This is a genomic window from Saprospira sp. CCB-QB6, assembly GCF_028464065.1.
Classification (GTDB): domain Bacteria; phylum Bacteroidota; class Bacteroidia; order Chitinophagales; family Saprospiraceae; genus Saprospira.
This window is the reverse complement of record NZ_CP116808.1, coordinates 40218-55186: the sequence shown is the minus strand read 5'-3', so window position 1 is coordinate 55186 and position 14969 is coordinate 40218. Positions and strand designations below refer to the sequence as shown.

At 44.0% G+C, this 14969-nt stretch carries 12 protein-coding genes; 7 read left to right on the top strand and 5 right to left on the bottom strand.

Annotated features, from left to right (window positions below; all coding sequences use genetic code 11):
* Nucleotides 1-103: 103 nt before the first annotated feature.
* The gene (locus tag PPO43_RS00235; RefSeq protein ID WP_272619726.1) at nt 104-2590 is read right to left on the bottom strand and encodes a DUF5686 and carboxypeptidase regulatory-like domain-containing protein; all 2487 of its coding nucleotides are present in this window, start codon (nt 2588-2590) and stop codon (nt 104-106) included.
* A 197-nt stretch (nt 2591-2787) separates the two neighbouring features.
* On the opposite strand from PPO43_RS00235, the gene PPO43_RS00230 reads away from it, so the two are divergent.
* A complete protein-coding gene (locus tag PPO43_RS00230; protein WP_272619724.1) occupies nt 2788-3576 on the top strand; it encodes an outer membrane beta-barrel protein in 789 nt (262 codons plus the stop codon).
* Between the two features lie 462 nt (nt 3577-4038).
* Nucleotides 4039-5094 carry an OmpA family protein gene (locus tag PPO43_RS00225; protein WP_272619722.1) on the top strand — a complete coding sequence of 352 codons (1056 nt, stop codon included), beginning with the start codon at nt 4039-4041 and terminating at the stop codon, nt 5092-5094.
* Nucleotides 5095-5228: 134 nt separating this feature from the next.
* Here the strand turns inward: PPO43_RS00225 and PPO43_RS00220 are convergent, their stop codons facing one another.
* The gene (locus PPO43_RS00220) at nt 5229-6215 is read right to left on the bottom strand and encodes a PorP/SprF family type IX secretion system membrane protein (protein ID WP_272619720.1); all 987 of its coding nucleotides are present in this window, start codon (nt 6213-6215) and stop codon (nt 5229-5231) included.
* 42 nt (nt 6216-6257) lie between these two features.
* Here PPO43_RS00220 and PPO43_RS00215 point away from each other — a divergent pair, with 42 nt between their 5' ends.
* Nucleotides 6258-6452, top strand: coding sequence for a hypothetical protein (locus tag PPO43_RS00215; RefSeq protein ID WP_272619718.1), 195 nt, complete (start codon nt 6258-6260; stop codon nt 6450-6452).
* Here PPO43_RS00215 and PPO43_RS00210 read toward each other — a convergent pair.
* The gene (locus PPO43_RS00210) at nt 6449-7501 is read right to left on the bottom strand and encodes a tetratricopeptide repeat protein (RefSeq protein ID WP_272619716.1); all 1053 of its coding nucleotides are present in this window, start codon (nt 7499-7501) and stop codon (nt 6449-6451) included. The genes PPO43_RS00215 and PPO43_RS00210 overlap by 4 nt on opposite strands.
* Nucleotides 7502-7765: 264 nt before the next feature.
* Between PPO43_RS00210 and PPO43_RS00205 the strand changes: the two genes are divergently transcribed.
* Entirely contained in the window at nt 7766-9175 is a 1410-nt protein-coding gene (locus tag PPO43_RS00205; RefSeq protein ID WP_272619714.1) for a hypothetical protein, read from the top strand.
* A 160-nt stretch (nt 9176-9335) separates the two neighbouring features.
* Here PPO43_RS00205 and glpK read toward each other — a convergent pair whose 3' ends face one another.
* Nucleotides 9336-10820, bottom strand: a complete 1485-nt coding sequence (gene glpK, locus PPO43_RS00200; RefSeq protein WP_272619713.1) for a glycerol kinase GlpK — start codon at nt 10818-10820, stop codon at nt 9336-9338.
* 80 nt (nt 10821-10900) lie between these two features.
* Nucleotides 10901-12391 carry a serine hydrolase domain-containing protein gene (locus tag PPO43_RS00195; RefSeq protein WP_272619712.1) on the bottom strand — a complete coding sequence of 497 codons (1491 nt, stop codon included), beginning with the start codon at nt 12389-12391 and terminating at the stop codon, nt 10901-10903.
* 269 nt (nt 12392-12660) lie between these two features.
* Between PPO43_RS00195 and PPO43_RS00190 the strand changes: the two genes are divergently transcribed.
* The 3 genes from PPO43_RS00190 to PPO43_RS00180 all read left to right on the top strand — a co-directional run bounded on the left by PPO43_RS00190 (nt 12661) and on the right by PPO43_RS00180 (nt 14810).
* The gene (locus tag PPO43_RS00190) at nt 12661-13560 is read left to right on the top strand and encodes a glycosyltransferase family 2 protein (protein WP_272619711.1); all 900 of its coding nucleotides are present in this window, start codon (nt 12661-12663) and stop codon (nt 13558-13560) included.
* Nucleotides 13561-13745: 185 nt separating this feature from the next.
* Nucleotides 13746-14279, top strand: coding sequence for a GNAT family N-acetyltransferase (locus PPO43_RS00185; RefSeq protein WP_272619710.1), 534 nt, complete (start codon nt 13746-13748; stop codon nt 14277-14279).
* Between the two features lie 27 nt (nt 14280-14306).
* Nucleotides 14307-14810: a hypothetical protein gene (locus PPO43_RS00180; RefSeq protein ID WP_272619709.1), complete on the top strand. Its 504-nt coding sequence runs from the start codon at nt 14307-14309 to the stop codon at nt 14808-14810.
* Nucleotides 14811-14969: the final 159 nt, after the last annotated feature.

Below are 14969 nucleotides of genomic sequence, written 5' to 3'. Positions count from 1 at the left end.
CTGAAGGGCCGAGCAGACCTGCGAGCCCCGCAGCATAGCGGCGGCCGACCTAGGCGAAGCCTAGCCGGCCGCGGGCCCCAAAACATAAAAAATATAAAGGAAGTTAGAGGGAGAAATTAAAGCTAATCACGCCGCCCCAATCTGGGGTTCTATTTTCTCGGATGGCCATAACGGCGTCTAATCGAATAATGCGGAAGAGCTTCCAGCCGATGCGATCGATCCCAAAATTGACTTCGAGATGGTTGCCTTTTTCGGGGGTGTAGAGGTGGTGTACGCCAAGGACTGTTTCGAAGCCTAGTTTTTTGAGGCCGGGCAGTTTGTTCCAGAGAAAGCCATTAAATTGATGTTCGAAATGGGTCTGCACAAAATAGTCCATGGTACTGTGTTCATAGTAAGGCAAGAGCTGAAAGCTGCGCCATTGCTTGCCACTTTGGGCAAAAAAGGTTTGGTTACCGCGAAAGTGCTGATAATCGATAAAGCGCATATTTTCGGTTTGCAGGAAGGCGCCGGCCTCTGTTCGCCAGTTGAACTTTCCGATTCCGGCTAGGGGCAAATCTAGTTTTTGGATATAAGCGCCTAGGTAATCAAAGGCCGTCATTTCTTCATTTAGGGCGAGGGCCTTTTTATAAATCAGCCAAATTTCGGGAATATTGCTGGGGCGATAGATGCGTTCTTTGGGGTAAGAGAGGTACTTCTGGCCAAAGCGGAGGCGGAAGCGAAGGTCAAAGAGCAAAAGATTATTGCTTTGGAAGGCCAGGGTATCTTCTGCTGGAGGCTGATTAAAATCTAAGGGCTGGTTCGAGTAAAATTCTCTTTTGTTTCTGAATAGAAAGCTATAATCGGCCTGATTGCTCAGGGCTTGTCGGTGGGCGTATTCGGCTTCAAAGAGGAGGCGAAGGCCGTTAAACAGGCGTTGAGAGTAGCGGGCTTGGATAAATGTTTTATCGTAGGCTTTAATATAATTTTGGCGGTAGACCAAAGAGGTGTAGCTGTTGATGAGGGGGCTCATGGGAGGGTCTTCAACAAACTGTTTGACCAGATTCCCTCCGCTAATCGTCAGGTTGGCATCATTGATTTTATTGAAGCGAAAAAAGAGGCTGCCAGAGGGGCGGAGGCGTTGATCGGCAAAGCCGTATTGCAGCTTCATATCGGCATTGAGGTAGCGGGTATTTTCTTTATTGAAGCGTTTGTTGTAGCCTAGGTTGATGTTCCCGTAAAAGCCTTGTAAGGTATTGTACATAAAGCTGTAGAGGGGGGACGAGATGGACCAGCTATAGCCTTTGTTGCGTTTGCGGTAGCTATAGCCCGACATCAGCAGGGTCCAGCTGGGGCGGTTGGCGATGCGGTCCATAGAGTCAATATAGGCGGGGTCGTTGAGGATCTCTTGTAAGCTATCCTTAATTTGATATTCGACCACCTCCTTTTGGGATAAGGGGAGGGGGCGAATACTATCCCAGTACATATCAGTTTTCTTATTGGCCTCTGCTTCTACCGAAAAGATTTCGTTATTGAAGAGCTTTTTGGGAAATTCTGGATTCAGGTCATATTGTTGGAAAACGCCAATGATTCCCCCAGAAACCTCGATTCCGAAGAGATTGATATTGAGTTCTATTTCCTGAGAGAATAGGCGCCATACACTATCCTGTACTTCTACATGTAATTGCTTAAAGGCTACGGTATCTAGGATAGAAATATTGGTGGCTTTGCCCGTCGTTTTAAGGTCGGTGCTATGGATACACCATTCGCCATCCACAATATAGATATCGCCAAAGAAGAGTTGGCCTAAGGGATTTTTGGGAATTACTTGGACCTGATAAATCATTTTGCCCTCATCAAAAAAGGTATTGAGCAGTTTGTATTTATAGGCGTTGAGTGCGCCTTGGCCAATAGGAGAGAGCAGGCGGGCATCAATTAGCTCGGTATAGTTCTGATAGAAATTCATATCCATCATGGCTGCGCCAGAGTTAAAGCTAAAGCCGTTATCGTCGCCGCTCACCTTAGAAGAGATCATTTCCTCTTTCACTTGATTGCCTTGGACATAAATCTTAGAAACGGATTCGGACAGATAAACCATGCCACTGCCAGAGGAGTCTAACTGCTTTCTAAACTCTTCTGTAGATTGCCCCATAATGGTTTCGGGCAGCTCACTAATTTCTTGAGCGCCTTTTACATAGGCTTCACAGCTAAATTTTTCGACTTGTTTGAGGTAAAACTTTCGCTTTTTCATGGCTTGTCGGATAATACCATAAGCGGGATCTTCAGAGCCATCGACGACGACTTCTGGGGCTTGGAGGTCCAGCGGTTCTAGCTCTACATCGAGTTCTAGTTGCTCATCTGCAGTCCAGTTTAAGTTGATGACCTTTTTTTTGTAGCCCACATATTGAAAAACCAATTGGTATTCTCCAGGGGCTAGACGAAGCATATAGCGTCCGTCTATATTAGATGTTGTACCTACGGATTCTTTTTGTAGGTAAACGGAGACAAAGGGAAGGGGTTCTCCTTTTTCATCGGTTATTAAGCCAGAGAGTTGGGCCAAAAGTTGACCCGAAAAGAGGCATAGAAAGAAGAGTAGAAAAAAGACTCTGTTCATAATCATGATTTAGGGAAGGTTAGCAATTTTTGCAGCTTTCAAAATAGGCCTTAAAATATAAAGCTTTTCCAACTTCCACCGACTTCCTTCAGTCTAAAAAGCGGTGACAGAAATGATTTTGGATAGCAAGACTATCTAAAATATTCTTAATTTTGCCGCACACAACATATTTAATCACCTTAACACCAAGAAAAACAATGCGTAACCTAAGTTTACTAGCTCTTTTTCTAATGGCTGCACAGTTTGGCTTTGCCCAAAAAGGCCTAGAATTTGGCGTCACTTTCACGCCTGCTACTAGCTGGATCATCAACGATGAAGATTTTGCTCAGGGCGATGACATGGACCTACAAGCAACTTTTGGCTATAATGCCGGAGCTCATTTAGGAATTAACTTTACGGAAAGTATGGGGCTTCAAGTTGGGCTAAACCTTTCTCAGCAAGGTCAGAATTACATCAACAAAGCATCTTCAAGCAATAAGGAAGATATGGATGTATATTCTCGTAAATTGACTTATGTCCGTGTTCCCGTTTTGCTAAAATTTAATGGAAGCACAGAAGGCTCTTTCACTTCTTATTTCCGTTTTGGTCCTCACCTAGATTTTCTTAGCAAGGCCGTTTACAACTATGACGAAAATAGTGGCTCTATTGTTCGTATGGATCGTGAAGACATTGATTTGACTCAGGTAGAAAACCCCTTTACTGGCGAAAACTACAAAATCTACAATGATGTAGTTTTTGGGGCTACTGTAGAAATGGGTGGAGCCATCAATATTGATGAAAACATGAAAATTTTGGTACTTTTCCACCTCTCTGGCTCATTGAGCAATCCCGAAGGCGAAGAGTCTTATGATGCTAGCCCTTATGTTTCATTGACCAACCCTTCTGCTTTTCCCGATGATGCAGGTTCTGCTTCTCGCGGTACAGCTTATAACGTAATGGGTGGCCTTACTGTAGGCTTGACTTATACAATTGGCGGTGGCGAATAATCAGCCCTGCTAAGCAAAATAACAAAGATTAGTTCTTTGAAGACCAAGCACTTTTTTGTGTCTTGGTCTTTTTTTTTGGGGCCCGCGGCCGGCTAGCCTTCGGCTAGGTCGGCCGCCGCTATGCTGCGCGGCTCGCAGGTCTGCTCGGCCCTGCAGCCGCCTGCGGGCTTTGGTCTGGCCTGCGGCCACCGCTGCGCAGCGCTGGGCCAAATGTAGGACGCAAAAAAATCTAAAATCCTAAAGCGATTCTACTAACTTTTTGGCATCATTATGTATTCTTAGGAGGAAAAGAACTTACTGCATCTAGAGGCGGCGCAGCCGCCGGCTTAGGGATGGATAGGGGGGCGGCAAAGCCGCAGACCCAGCGGGCAAAGCCCGCGCAGGGCCGAGCGAATAGCGAGCCCCGACACAGCCCGACCCGCCCCTTGGCCGGGGCAGCCCCAAAAACAAAAAATAAAACTTATGCGTCAATTGATTTTTGCTGCCTTTTTATGGGCATTGGGACAGCCACTCATGGCCCAAAACAACCTATTAAAAAACCCTTCTTTTGAGGAGGGCTGCAACTGTGATGATAGTACCGAATTGGTTTCTGCGCCTAGGGCTTGGCAGCTAACAGCGGGGCAGCCCAATTTTTTTAATCCGGGCTGTCCCTTACTGCCTGAACGAAAAACTTATATTCAGGCCCTAAAAATGCCTACTCCTGCCGAGGGGAAGGTTTATGCGGGCTTGGGTTTGGCCAAAGAAGGAGAATATCTAACGGGAGAATTGGAAGAGCCCTTAGCGGCCAATAAAGAATATTTGGTCAAAATGAGGTTGCGCCGCCCAATTCGTTTTTGTTATACGCCTATAGATGAATTGGGTTTGCGCTTTGACACGGTGGCGCCCAAGGTTGTGGAGGGTTATACTAGTTTGGAGGGCCCTTCGCTGAAGTTGCGGGCTGATAATGGTAAAATTCGGGAGCAATACCAATGGCAAGAAGTCTCGGCTATTTATAAGGCAGAGGGAGGTGAGCGCTACTTGACCTTAGGTAATTTTAGTGATAACAATGAGATGAGCCTGCGTGATTTTGGAAAAAAAGATTGTGCTTATATTTATATAGATTGGGCTTCGGTGACGCTTTTTAAGGGCCAAGTAGAATTGGTAAATTACCAAAAGGGCCAAGATTTTAAGGCCGAAGAGCGCATTTGGCTAAAGGAAATTGCCTTTGAGACGGGGACGGAGCGCCTCAAGGCCGAAAGTCTCCCTATTTTGGATGAATTGGCTGAGAATCTGGGTCGATTTCCCCAACAAAAGTTTGAAATTTCGGGCCATAGTGATAATACAGGAGAGGAAGCGACCAATCGCATATTCTCTAAGGCTAGAGCAGAAAGTGTAGTCAATTATTTAGTGGCCAAGGGCATTTCGGCTAGTCAGTTAACGCTCAAGGGCCGAGGCAGCAGTCAAAATATCAATGCCAATGATACCGCAAAAAGAAGGGCCAATAACTGGCGAATAGAGATTAAGGCTTTGGCCCAATAAAAAAGGGATCGCCTTTAGAGACAATCCCTCAAACACTTGTTGATTCACCAACCTATAAGTAGGTGGACAAAACAAAAATATAATTTTATTCAAATATAGAGGACCTTTTGCAAAACATTTTTTGGGGCAGTTAGTTATTTGCTCCAAACAGAGGGGAGGGCTGGCTGTTGCCAGCCTTTTCCATTGGCAAAGAGGGTATAGGCCAGAAGTACTTCATGATTACTGCCCAATTGTGGGCCTAAAGTGCTGGCTGTTTGGCTAAAAATATAGCTCACTCGATAGCGTTTTTTTAGCTGTGTGCCCAAAGAAAACATTAGGCTACCCTCGCTGCCATAGCCAAGGCCCAGCAAAAAGCGCTGATCATAAATATATTGGGCATTGAGGATAACGCCAAAGGGAGCATTGAGGGCGTAGCGAAACCAAATTTGTGGAATAATACGATGTTTTGGGGCTTCGCCAGCTTTTCTAAAACTACCAGAATAAAAATCAATTTTGGTAGCGGCATGCAAATAAACATGGGCTACTCGTCTTAAATCGGATAGCGACTGTCCATCGGAAAAGCGTAGCTTGAGGCCTAAAATTTGAGGGACCGAAAAGCCCAATTGAAACTGTTCAGTATGGTAAACTGCGCCCAAAGCCGCCTCTGGCAGCAATTGGCTTTCATTATTTTGGATAATGAGGGGGTCGTTGGGGTCCGAGGCTAATAAATCTTCTCCTCGGAGCTGATAGTACAGGGTGGATAAACTTAAACCTAAGTTTAGACGCTGTCCGAATTCGCCTTTTTTTGCTCGTCCAAAGCGCAATTGATAGGCGTAAGAAAATTGTAGGGCGGTATAGGAACTTGGGCCAGTTCTATCTTGTTGCAAGGCCAATCCCCAGGCCATGTTTTTATCTTCCAGCCAGTGTTGGTAGGCTAAACTGGCTGTTCTCGGTGATTCGGGCATGTTTAACCATTGCTGTTTGTAGCCTAATTGAATTTGCTGAACACCTTCTTGGCCCAGAGCAGCAGGATTGAGAAAAAAGGCCTGCTGCTGATACTCCTGACTAAGTGGAAGCTGCTGCCCAAATAAAGGCGAAGCAAAGAGCAACAGAAAAAATAGATAAGGGGAGATTTGCAGCATAAATTTTAAAGCTTTAGTTTAGACTGATCAAAATAACTAATTATGAGCAAGAATAAAAAAGGAAAAACCCCCAAGATGCATAAAGACCTTGAGGGTTTTGAAATCCACATCAATGAGTTTGGTGAAATCAAGAGTTCTTTTTCTATTGACCGCCTAAATGACTTTCTCAACGAAAATGTCGATGACAAAAAGTTGAGAGATAAGGAGGAAGAAGGAGAAGAAGAACAGGAAGATTAGGATCGCAGGCGAGCCATAGCTGCTTCTACAGTGGCGGGGTCTACAGTTTTTAAGAGAACTTCCATGTTTAAGGCATTTTCATACTCTTTGAGGGCAATTTCTTTTTTGCCTAGGCGCTCGGCAGCAATAGCCTTATAATAATAGGCATCGGCAAATTGAGGGTCAAATTTTGTGGCATTGTCAAAATGGCGCAGGGCTTTAGTGAAAAAGTCTTGCGCTTTTTCCGTTTGTTTAGCTGCACTATCTCCTAGTTCTAAGTACATGAGCGCCAGGTTGTAATTGAGGTTAGGGCTCATGGGCTGCCGCAAAATCCCCTGTTTGTATGTGGCTTCAGCCTCCTCAAATTGAGAACGGAAATGGTAATATTGGGCCTTGAGTAAAAGGGCATCTTCATAAGTAGAATCAATCCGCAAAGCATTATCAATATAGCTTACCGTATAGGGAGCGTTTATTTTATCTCCCAAAATGGCCAATTGCATATAGGCATCTAAATAATCGGCATCTTGCTCTACTGTAGCTTGAAAACTCTCCATAGCCTGAGCTGTATCTCCCATATCGCGTAGCATATTTCCACGCAAATAAAGTGCATCGGGCTGGCTAGGTTGTATCTTTTCTAACTTATCCAAAATAAGCATACCTTCTTGGTATTGCTTGACGATATTCTGCATCTCCGCCAATTTTAAATAAAGGGGGACCGCTTGTGGAAAACGATCAATGGCCTTTTCCAAGACTTTAATAGCCGATAAAGAATGCTGATTATCAAAATAGGCATCTGCTAAAACGGCATAATATTCTACCTTAGTAGAATCTAAAGCTAATGCTTTCTCAGCATCTAATTCGGCCTCTTTATAAAGCTCAGCCTCCCAAAATGCTCGGGAGCGATCTGCATACAAACTAGCATCTTGGGGACTTTTAGCAATTAGTTGACTCAGTTGGTCAATCGCTGGAATATCATATTTTTGTTGTGGACGCTCATTTACATTTTCGTTATTACAGGCACCAAGTGCTAAGCAAAGGCCAAAAAATAGAAGAATTGAATAGACACGCATAATATCTTTATTTAATTTTTTTTTGTTGTTTTTTGGGGCCTCCGCTTTTATAAAAGGCGGCGGTTACTCCCTTCGGTCGTCGAACTGGCGCCTCTTTGAGGCTGGTTGTCGCAGCTCGCTGTTACTTGCTTCGCTGTGGCGGCTTCGCCGACTTGGTCTGGCCTTCGGCCACTGTTGCAGATCGCCAGCCCAATTTTAATAATTTGGGCCAAAATTAGCACTTTTAAATTGTACGGACAATGAACTTCTTTAAAAACTGCCTATATGAAGCTTACACCCTTTTTTTTCTGTTTTCTTATAGCATCCTCTGGCCTTTGGGCGCAGACTATAAGTAGCTCACCTGCTTATAGCATGGGGCGAGACCGAGATTGTTTTGTTTTGGGCCAAATGGATAGCCTTTATTATGTCTATCGTGAAGGTGTAGGTAAAGACCATGGCATTCACAGTTTTCGAATGAACCTAGAAGAGGAATGGGAGGCAAGCATCAGCTATAAAAGAAATAATGTATTTTTTATGGAAACCCTTCAGCAACAGGATCGCTTCCAGATTATCTATGCCATCCATTTTGATGGCAATACAGAGATCCGAATGAAGGAAATTGATGGGCAAGGCCAAGAATTAGCAGATGAAGCCCTACTCTTTTTTAAAAATACTATTTCCTATAATAGCTTGCGTTGGGAGCTCTCTCAAGATAGGTCAGAACTCTTAGTTTTTTATAAGGTGAATAATCGAGAAATTGAATGGGGCTGTTATAACCTAGCAGATCGGCAGCTGCGCTGGGAGTATACGCTCAAAGATTTTGAGATTAAAAACTTTAAGCGCTTAGAACATATTGTCATTTGTAATTCGGGCGAAGTGCTTTTACTCTTTGAGTTTCAAAACCGACTTCGACGAGATGATCATCATTTTCTACTCTTTAGCATTTCAGAGGAAGGGGAGCACAAAAAGCACAAAATTGATTTTGGCGTGGCTAAAACAGATGGCTATTTAGTTGATTATGATGAGCTTAATCAGCAGCTGCTTGTCGCAGGCCTTTATTATCAATCGGGCAATGAAGTAGAGGGGCTATTTTATTTGCGTTATGATATGCAAGAGGAGGCCCTGCTCAAATTACATCCTTTTGAGGATACACTAATTCGTAGCTTAACAGGCCAAAAGCGAAAAAATCTGCGTAGAGTGGAATATCTGCGTTTGCGGGAGCTGATTCCCCGTCGAGATGGGGGGATTTTATTGGTGGCCGAACGCTACCGAAAATATGACTACAATAATCATCGAACCTATTACCAAGATCATACGCCCATTCGGCAAACGGATTATCTCTATGAGAATGTTTTGCTAAGTTCTATACACCCCTCTGGAGAATTGCATTGGCAAGAGGTGTTGTTCAAACAGCAAAAATCGGAGAACGATGAGGGGCGTTACTCTTCTTTTTTTCTGATGAAAACGGCTCGTCATCTGCGCTTTATCTACAATGATGAAATTCGCTATTTGGGGCGAGTTTATGAATATACTGTAGATGCAAGGGGGAAGGCTGAACGGCAACGTCTTTTTGGGCCAAAACGCTCGGCTATTTTGCCAGAATTTCAACGAGCCAAGCAGGTTTCTGCCAAAACGACTTTGGCGATTAGTGAGCGGAACAATAAGTTTCGCTTGATTCGTTTGAGCTATGATTAGGTCCAACTGCGTTTTGCAGGCGGCGAAGCCGCCGCAGGCTTAGCTGCCCGTCGCAGTGCCGCCCAAAGGGCGGCAGCCCGCAGGGCCGAGCAGGCTTGCGAGCTGCAAAGGGGAGCGGCCGCCATAGGCGGCAAGCCCCAAAAAATAGTGCTCAAAACAATTATTCCTCTGCCCAATGTCGAGTTCGGGCAACGGCTTTTAGCCAGCGGGTATAGCGATTTTCTCGGTCGGCAGCAGGCATATTGGGTTGAAAAGATTGGGCTTGTTGGGCCAAAAAGCCTTGAATATCGTTTTTGCTCCAGACTTTGGCGCCCAAGCCGGCCAAATAGGCTGCTCCAGCGGCGGTAGTTTCTTGGAGGCTGGGACGAAGAAGCTCTGCATTTAGGATATCGGCTTGAAATTGCATGAGAAAGTCATTGGCCGAGGCGCCGCCATCCACTTTGAGTTGGACCAAAGGCAGTTGGGCATCTTGTTGCATGGCCAAAAGTAAATCTTTGGTTTGATAGGCTAGGGATTCTAAAGCCGCTCGAACAATATGGGCTTTTGTGCTGCTTCGGCTAAGGCCCAAAATGGCGCCCCGAGCGTACATATCCCAATAAGGGGCGCCCAGGCCCGCAAAGGCAGGGACAAAATAAACGCCATTGGTATCTTCTACCTGCTGAGCAAAATAGCTAGAATCTTTGGCTGAATCGAGGATGCGCAGGCTGTCTCGCAGCCACTGAATAGCGGCACCAGCTACAAAAACGGCTCCTTCTAGGGCATAAGTTCGCTCGCCTTCAATTTCCCAGGCGACGGTTGTGAGTAGGCCCGATTTAGAACTTTGGGCCTGAGTTCCGGTATTCATCAGCATAAAGCAGCCGGTACCGTAGGTGTTTTTTACGCTACCCGCCTGCCAACAACCTTGTCCAAAGAGGGCCGCTTGCTGATCGCCTGCAATGCCGGTAATGGGAATTTTTGCCCCAAAAAGAGAAATATCTGTATGGCCAAAGAGGCCCGAAGAGGCGGATATTTCGGGTAAAATATGGGCGGGAATGCCAAAAATATCTAACAAATTGGGGTCCCAATTTCCTGTATGCAAATTATAGAGCAGCGTTCGACTAGCGTTGCTAGGGTCTGTTTTATGGACCTTTCCATTGGTCAATTTCCAAAGCAACCAGCTATCAACGGTGCCAAAACAAAGCTGTTCTTTTTCGACTAGGGCTTTGGCTTGGGGAACATGTTCTAGGATCCAACGTATTTTGGTGGCCGAGAAATAGGCATCGGCTAAAAGGCCTGTATGTTTGCGGAGATAATCGGCATGGCCGGCTTGTTTAAGCTCTTCGCAATAGCTAGCGGTTCGGCGGTCTTGCCAAACGATGGCTCTATGAACGGGGCGGCCCGTTTTTTTATCCCATAAAATAGTGGTTTCTCTTTGGTTGGTAATGCCAATTGCTTGGATGGCTTGAGGAGAAATTTGCATTTTTTCGATCAGGCGCTGGGCCACCTGTAGTTGAGAGCGCCAAATTTCTTCGGCATCATGTTCTACCCAGGCTTCTTGGGGATAATATTGTTGAAATTCTTGTTGTTCGAGGCCGAGCAATTGGCCATTTTGATCAAAAAGCAGGGCTCTAGAGCTGCTGGTTCCTTGGTCTAAGGCGAGAATCATGATGTTGGCGTATTTTGGTCCAAAAAAAGGCCTAAAATATACGCAAAAAAGCCCCATGCACTAGTGCATGGGGCTTTTTTTTAAAATTCGGCTATCAGGGCTTTTCGGCCTTTGAGCGAAAGGCTCGATTTCTTTTGGTAGTATTTTAAATCCACCTGATCTTGATTGTCTAAATAAAAGCCTTGAATGTCTTGGCCTATTTTATTGAAAACCAGTCGTTTTTTGATTCTTAGATTTCTTTTTCCAATGCAAAGTCCATCAAAGCGCTTGAGCTTTTGCTTTTTTTCTTTGGGGCCTTTCCAAATCCAGAAGGGTTCTCCTTTTTTGTCTATCCGTTCAATGAGTTGGATTTCTTCTCCATCTTCGGCTTCATAGACGCCTTCAAATTGGGCCTCAAAGTTTTGGCAATGGTCGTTTAGGTCGGTGCTTTCGCCATCCAAAGTTCGGGCTAAGCGATTAAAAACATAGCGCCAAAGGAAGTTCTCTTTGGTCCCTTGTCGAATCACGACTAAATTCCGTTTGGGGTTGACATAAATAAATTGGCCCAAATAACCAGAGGCAAAAAAGTCGCGATCCTGAAAAAGGCCATTTTCTAAATCGCCATTTCGCCAAAAACAATTGCGGTAGCCCCAATAAGCACGGCCATCCTCCTGACGATTGATAATTTGCTCGATAAAATCTTTGGGGACCAACTGTTTGCCCTGCCAATTGCCCTTATATAAAAGGAGTTGCCCCAAACGCAATAAATCTCTAGAACAGAGTGCAAAACCACCAAAAGCCCGTTGGTTATTAGCTTCTTTGCTATCTACAGTAAGCAAAGCGGGACATTCCATACCCATGGGTTGCCAAAGTCGGCTCGATAAATAATCGCCAATGGCTTGCTCTGTGGCAGCTTCTAAGCAAGTGGACAAAATTTGAGTGGCTAATGATTTATAAGCAAAATGGGTCCCCGGCCGATGCTCTATCGCATCAAAATTCCTAATGTATTTATCTTGGTTGTTATTATAATAAAGGACCGAGAGCTTGCCAAAATCGCGCTCGTCCTTAAAGTCGATGCCCGAAACCATATTGAGCAAATGAAATATCTTAATGCCTCGGCGTTCTGGATCCGAAAACTCTGGAATGAAATCAGAAACAGGCTGCTCCACCGACATTTTTCCTTCCCCAATCGCAATTCCCACCAATAGGGCCGTAATCGATTTAGAAATAGAAAAGACAACCTGCGGATCATATTTTTCATGTCCATTGGCATAATCCTCAAACAACAAACTATCATTGCGCAAAACCAAAAAAGCCGTACTATGGCTAATTTTCATAAACCGCGCCCAATTTTCTTCCCCTTTACGGTAATCGCTAGGCACCCAATGGGCCAAAGGCGGCAAAATATCGGGATTTTGCGCCTCTATAAAGGATGCAGAAGGCTGAGCCGCTGCAAAAATAGTATCTTTGGGAAACAGCTTGTAGTCCGAAACCGCTGGCATCATATGAATGCCAATTCGACTAAAGGTACAGGCTGATAAAAGAATAAAAATTAAGCTAAAGCTGAAGAAAAGGGTAGTGGTTTTTTGCATAGTTAGGGGCCTGCTGGCCGTATTTTTTTAAATGAAGAATTAAAGTAATTTGGGGCCTCAGCTGCGGCTTCGCCTTGCGGCGCTGCGTTTCGGGGCTCGCTGCTCGCTCGGCCCTGCAGTTTTTTCGCTTCGCTCAAAAACTTTGGTCTGGCCTTCGGCCACCCCTACACATCGCTAGGCCAGTCGCTTCGCTCCTCTAGACCACAAAAACCAAGCTTGAACATTCAGTTAATAAAGACTTTTAAATAATTTATTGTTTACTTGATTTTATGCTCTCGATTCTAATACCCAATTATAATTATGAGGTGGGCCCGCTTCTACAAGCGCTTTTACAGCAAATGGAGGCCGAGAATATAGCCCTAGAGTTAATTTGTATGGATGATGGCTCTGCGGAAACTTATCGGCAACAGCTGAGAAATTTACCTGAGCATCCTTTTTTGCAAAAGGTTTTTTTAGAAAAAAATATTGGTCGGGCGGCTATTCGCAATCGCTTGGCCCAAATGGCTAGCCAGCCTTATTTGTTGTATTTGGATGCCGACAGTTGGCCCAGTTCGCCCAATTTTTTGGCCCAATACCTCCATCATTTGGGGCCTTGGGTGCTGGTTGGTGGGAGAGAATACGCCCCAGTTTGCCCCGCAGCTAAATTTAGTTTGCACTGGACCTATGGCCGAACTCGAGAAGTACGCCCTCTGGCAACGCGCCAAGCGCAGCCTTATGCTTCTTTTATGAGTAATAATTTTGCTTTGCCTCGGGCTTGGGCTTTGGCCCAACCCTTTGAGGAGCAGCTCAAGCAGTATGGGCATGAAGACAGCCTTTGGGGCTGGCAATTGGCCCAAGAAAAAAAAGAGATTCGACAAATAGATAATGCCGTTATTCATTTGGGCCTAGATGAAAATGCGGCCTTTTTGGCCAAATCTAAGCAAGCCGTAGAAAACCTGCATTTTTTGTCTACTACAGCCGCTTTTCCTATGTTAGACGATATAAAGCTTTGGCGGGTTTGGAAGAAGGTCCAGTTTTTTGCCCCTTTATGGGCTCATATACACCGAATTATGCACAAAAGTTGGGAAAAGCAGTTGTTTGCGCCTCAACCTTCATTAAAACTATTTGATTTTTATCGGCTCTCTTATTTGGCTTTGTATAGACAAACAGCCAAAAATAAAATGACTTGATTGCTGCTTTTAAGCATAGCTTTAGCTGTCAGCGCTAGATCGTCAAAAAAAATAGAAACTTTTTGACCTCCACTTGGCCTGCAGCGGCTTCGCCGCCTAGGAGCTGGAATCTTTTTATAATTAACTATCTTGCATGTGGTAAGGCTAGCTTAAAGCATTACCACACTAGAAAATAATAAATGACAATGGAAAAAATTGAAATTAAAAGAGTGACATTAGATAATGTTACTCAATTACAGGAAATAGGCAGACAAACATTTTGTGAAACCTTTTCGGTGGGAAATACCAAAGAAAATATGACAAAATATTTAAATGAGGGTTTTTCTGTAGCAAAATTAATAACTGAACTCAACAACGAACTATCAGAATTTTACTTTGCTGTTTTTGATGATAAAGTTATTGGTTACTTGAAATTGAATTTTGGAAATTCCCAAACCGAATTACAGGATAACAGTAGTCTTGAAATAGAACGTATCTATGTATTGCAGCATTTTCATGGTAAAAAGGTGGGGCAGTTACTGTATGAGAAAGCAATGCAGGTAGCTAAAGATAGAAAAGTAAGCTATCTATGGTTAGGTGTTTGGGAAGAAAATTCCCGAGCTATCCGCTTTTATCAGAAAAATGGATTTGTAGAATTTGACAAACATATTTTCAGGCTTGGAGATGATGAGCAGACCGATATAATGATGAGGTTAGAGTTGAAGAAAGATAAGGACTAAGTGTGTGGTATTTAGATAGTTGTGTCTATGTGTTTTTTGGAAATTGGCAGGGTGTTTAATAAAAAAATTAGCTTCGTTCTGTTGTTATTGAGCTGTTCAAATCCTAAGGATAGATACAAGGAGACTGTGGATCGTATTCATATTGTTTGTCATGGACCTATTAAAAGGGATTTGGAAAGTTATAAACAAGAGGATTTTTACATTGACTATTATCTACCAATACCGAAGACTCAAAATGGGGATCTAGAGAACGCTAATGTTATCCTACTGGGAGCAGCTAGGTTGTGTGATACGGATACGATGCAAATGTATAATCCTACGAATTTAAAAAACGCTATAATAGAAGAAGCTCAATTGTATAGAGTTCGGGGAATTGCTTTATACCTATTTTATGATGAGCCTGAAGAATATTTTAAGGAGAACCTAGCCTTTGCAAAAAGGGGGCAAATCATCATTGAAAATGAGCATATTTCTTATACCTATTCTATTGATTCAAGCACAAGGTTCGTCCTTGTTGAACAGGGGAAGTGATTTTGCAGAAAGCAACTAGGGGCTTTCTTATCTCTTTTTTGTGATACAGTGCTTCGTTATACGACTTTTTTCTTCCGTTTTTCCACCTTAAGCTACTATCCTAATTTTGGGGGAAGAGCAAATTTATAGTACAGGAGCTGGTGCAGCAACAGGAAGTAG

What these genes read in the sequence shown, in the direction of transcription:
- PPO43_RS00235 (WP_272619726.1), bottom strand. Translation starts at nt 2,590, where the DNA reads ATGAACAGAGTCTTTTTTCTACTCTTCTTTCTATGCCTCTTTTCGGGT.
- PPO43_RS00230 (WP_272619724.1), top strand. Translation starts at nt 2,788, where the DNA reads ATGCGTAACCTAAGTTTACTAGCTCTTTTTCTAATGGCTGCACAGTTT.
- PPO43_RS00225 (WP_272619722.1), top strand. Translation starts at nt 4,039, where the DNA reads ATGCGTCAATTGATTTTTGCTGCCTTTTTATGGGCATTGGGACAGCCA.
- PPO43_RS00220 (WP_272619720.1), bottom strand. Translation starts at nt 6,215, where the DNA reads ATGCTGCAAATCTCCCCTTATCTATTTTTTCTGTTGCTCTTTGCTTCG.
- PPO43_RS00215 (WP_272619718.1), top strand. Translation starts at nt 6,258, where the DNA reads ATGAGCAAGAATAAAAAAGGAAAAACCCCCAAGATGCATAAAGACCTT.
- PPO43_RS00210 (WP_272619716.1), bottom strand. Translation starts at nt 7,501, where the DNA reads ATGCGTGTCTATTCAATTCTTCTATTTTTTGGCCTTTGCTTAGCACTT.
- PPO43_RS00205 (WP_272619714.1), top strand. Translation starts at nt 7,766, where the DNA reads ATGAAGCTTACACCCTTTTTTTTCTGTTTTCTTATAGCATCCTCTGGC.
- glpK (WP_272619713.1), bottom strand. Translation starts at nt 10,820, where the DNA reads ATGATTCTCGCCTTAGACCAAGGAACCAGCAGCTCTAGAGCCCTGCTT.
- PPO43_RS00195 (WP_272619712.1), bottom strand. Translation starts at nt 12,391, where the DNA reads ATGCAAAAAACCACTACCCTTTTCTTCAGCTTTAGCTTAATTTTTATT.
- PPO43_RS00190 (WP_272619711.1), top strand. Translation starts at nt 12,661, where the DNA reads ATGCTCTCGATTCTAATACCCAATTATAATTATGAGGTGGGCCCGCTT.
- PPO43_RS00185 (WP_272619710.1), top strand. Translation starts at nt 13,746, where the DNA reads ATGGAAAAAATTGAAATTAAAAGAGTGACATTAGATAATGTTACTCAA.
- PPO43_RS00180 (WP_272619709.1), top strand. Translation starts at nt 14,307, where the DNA reads ATGTGTTTTTTGGAAATTGGCAGGGTGTTTAATAAAAAAATTAGCTTC.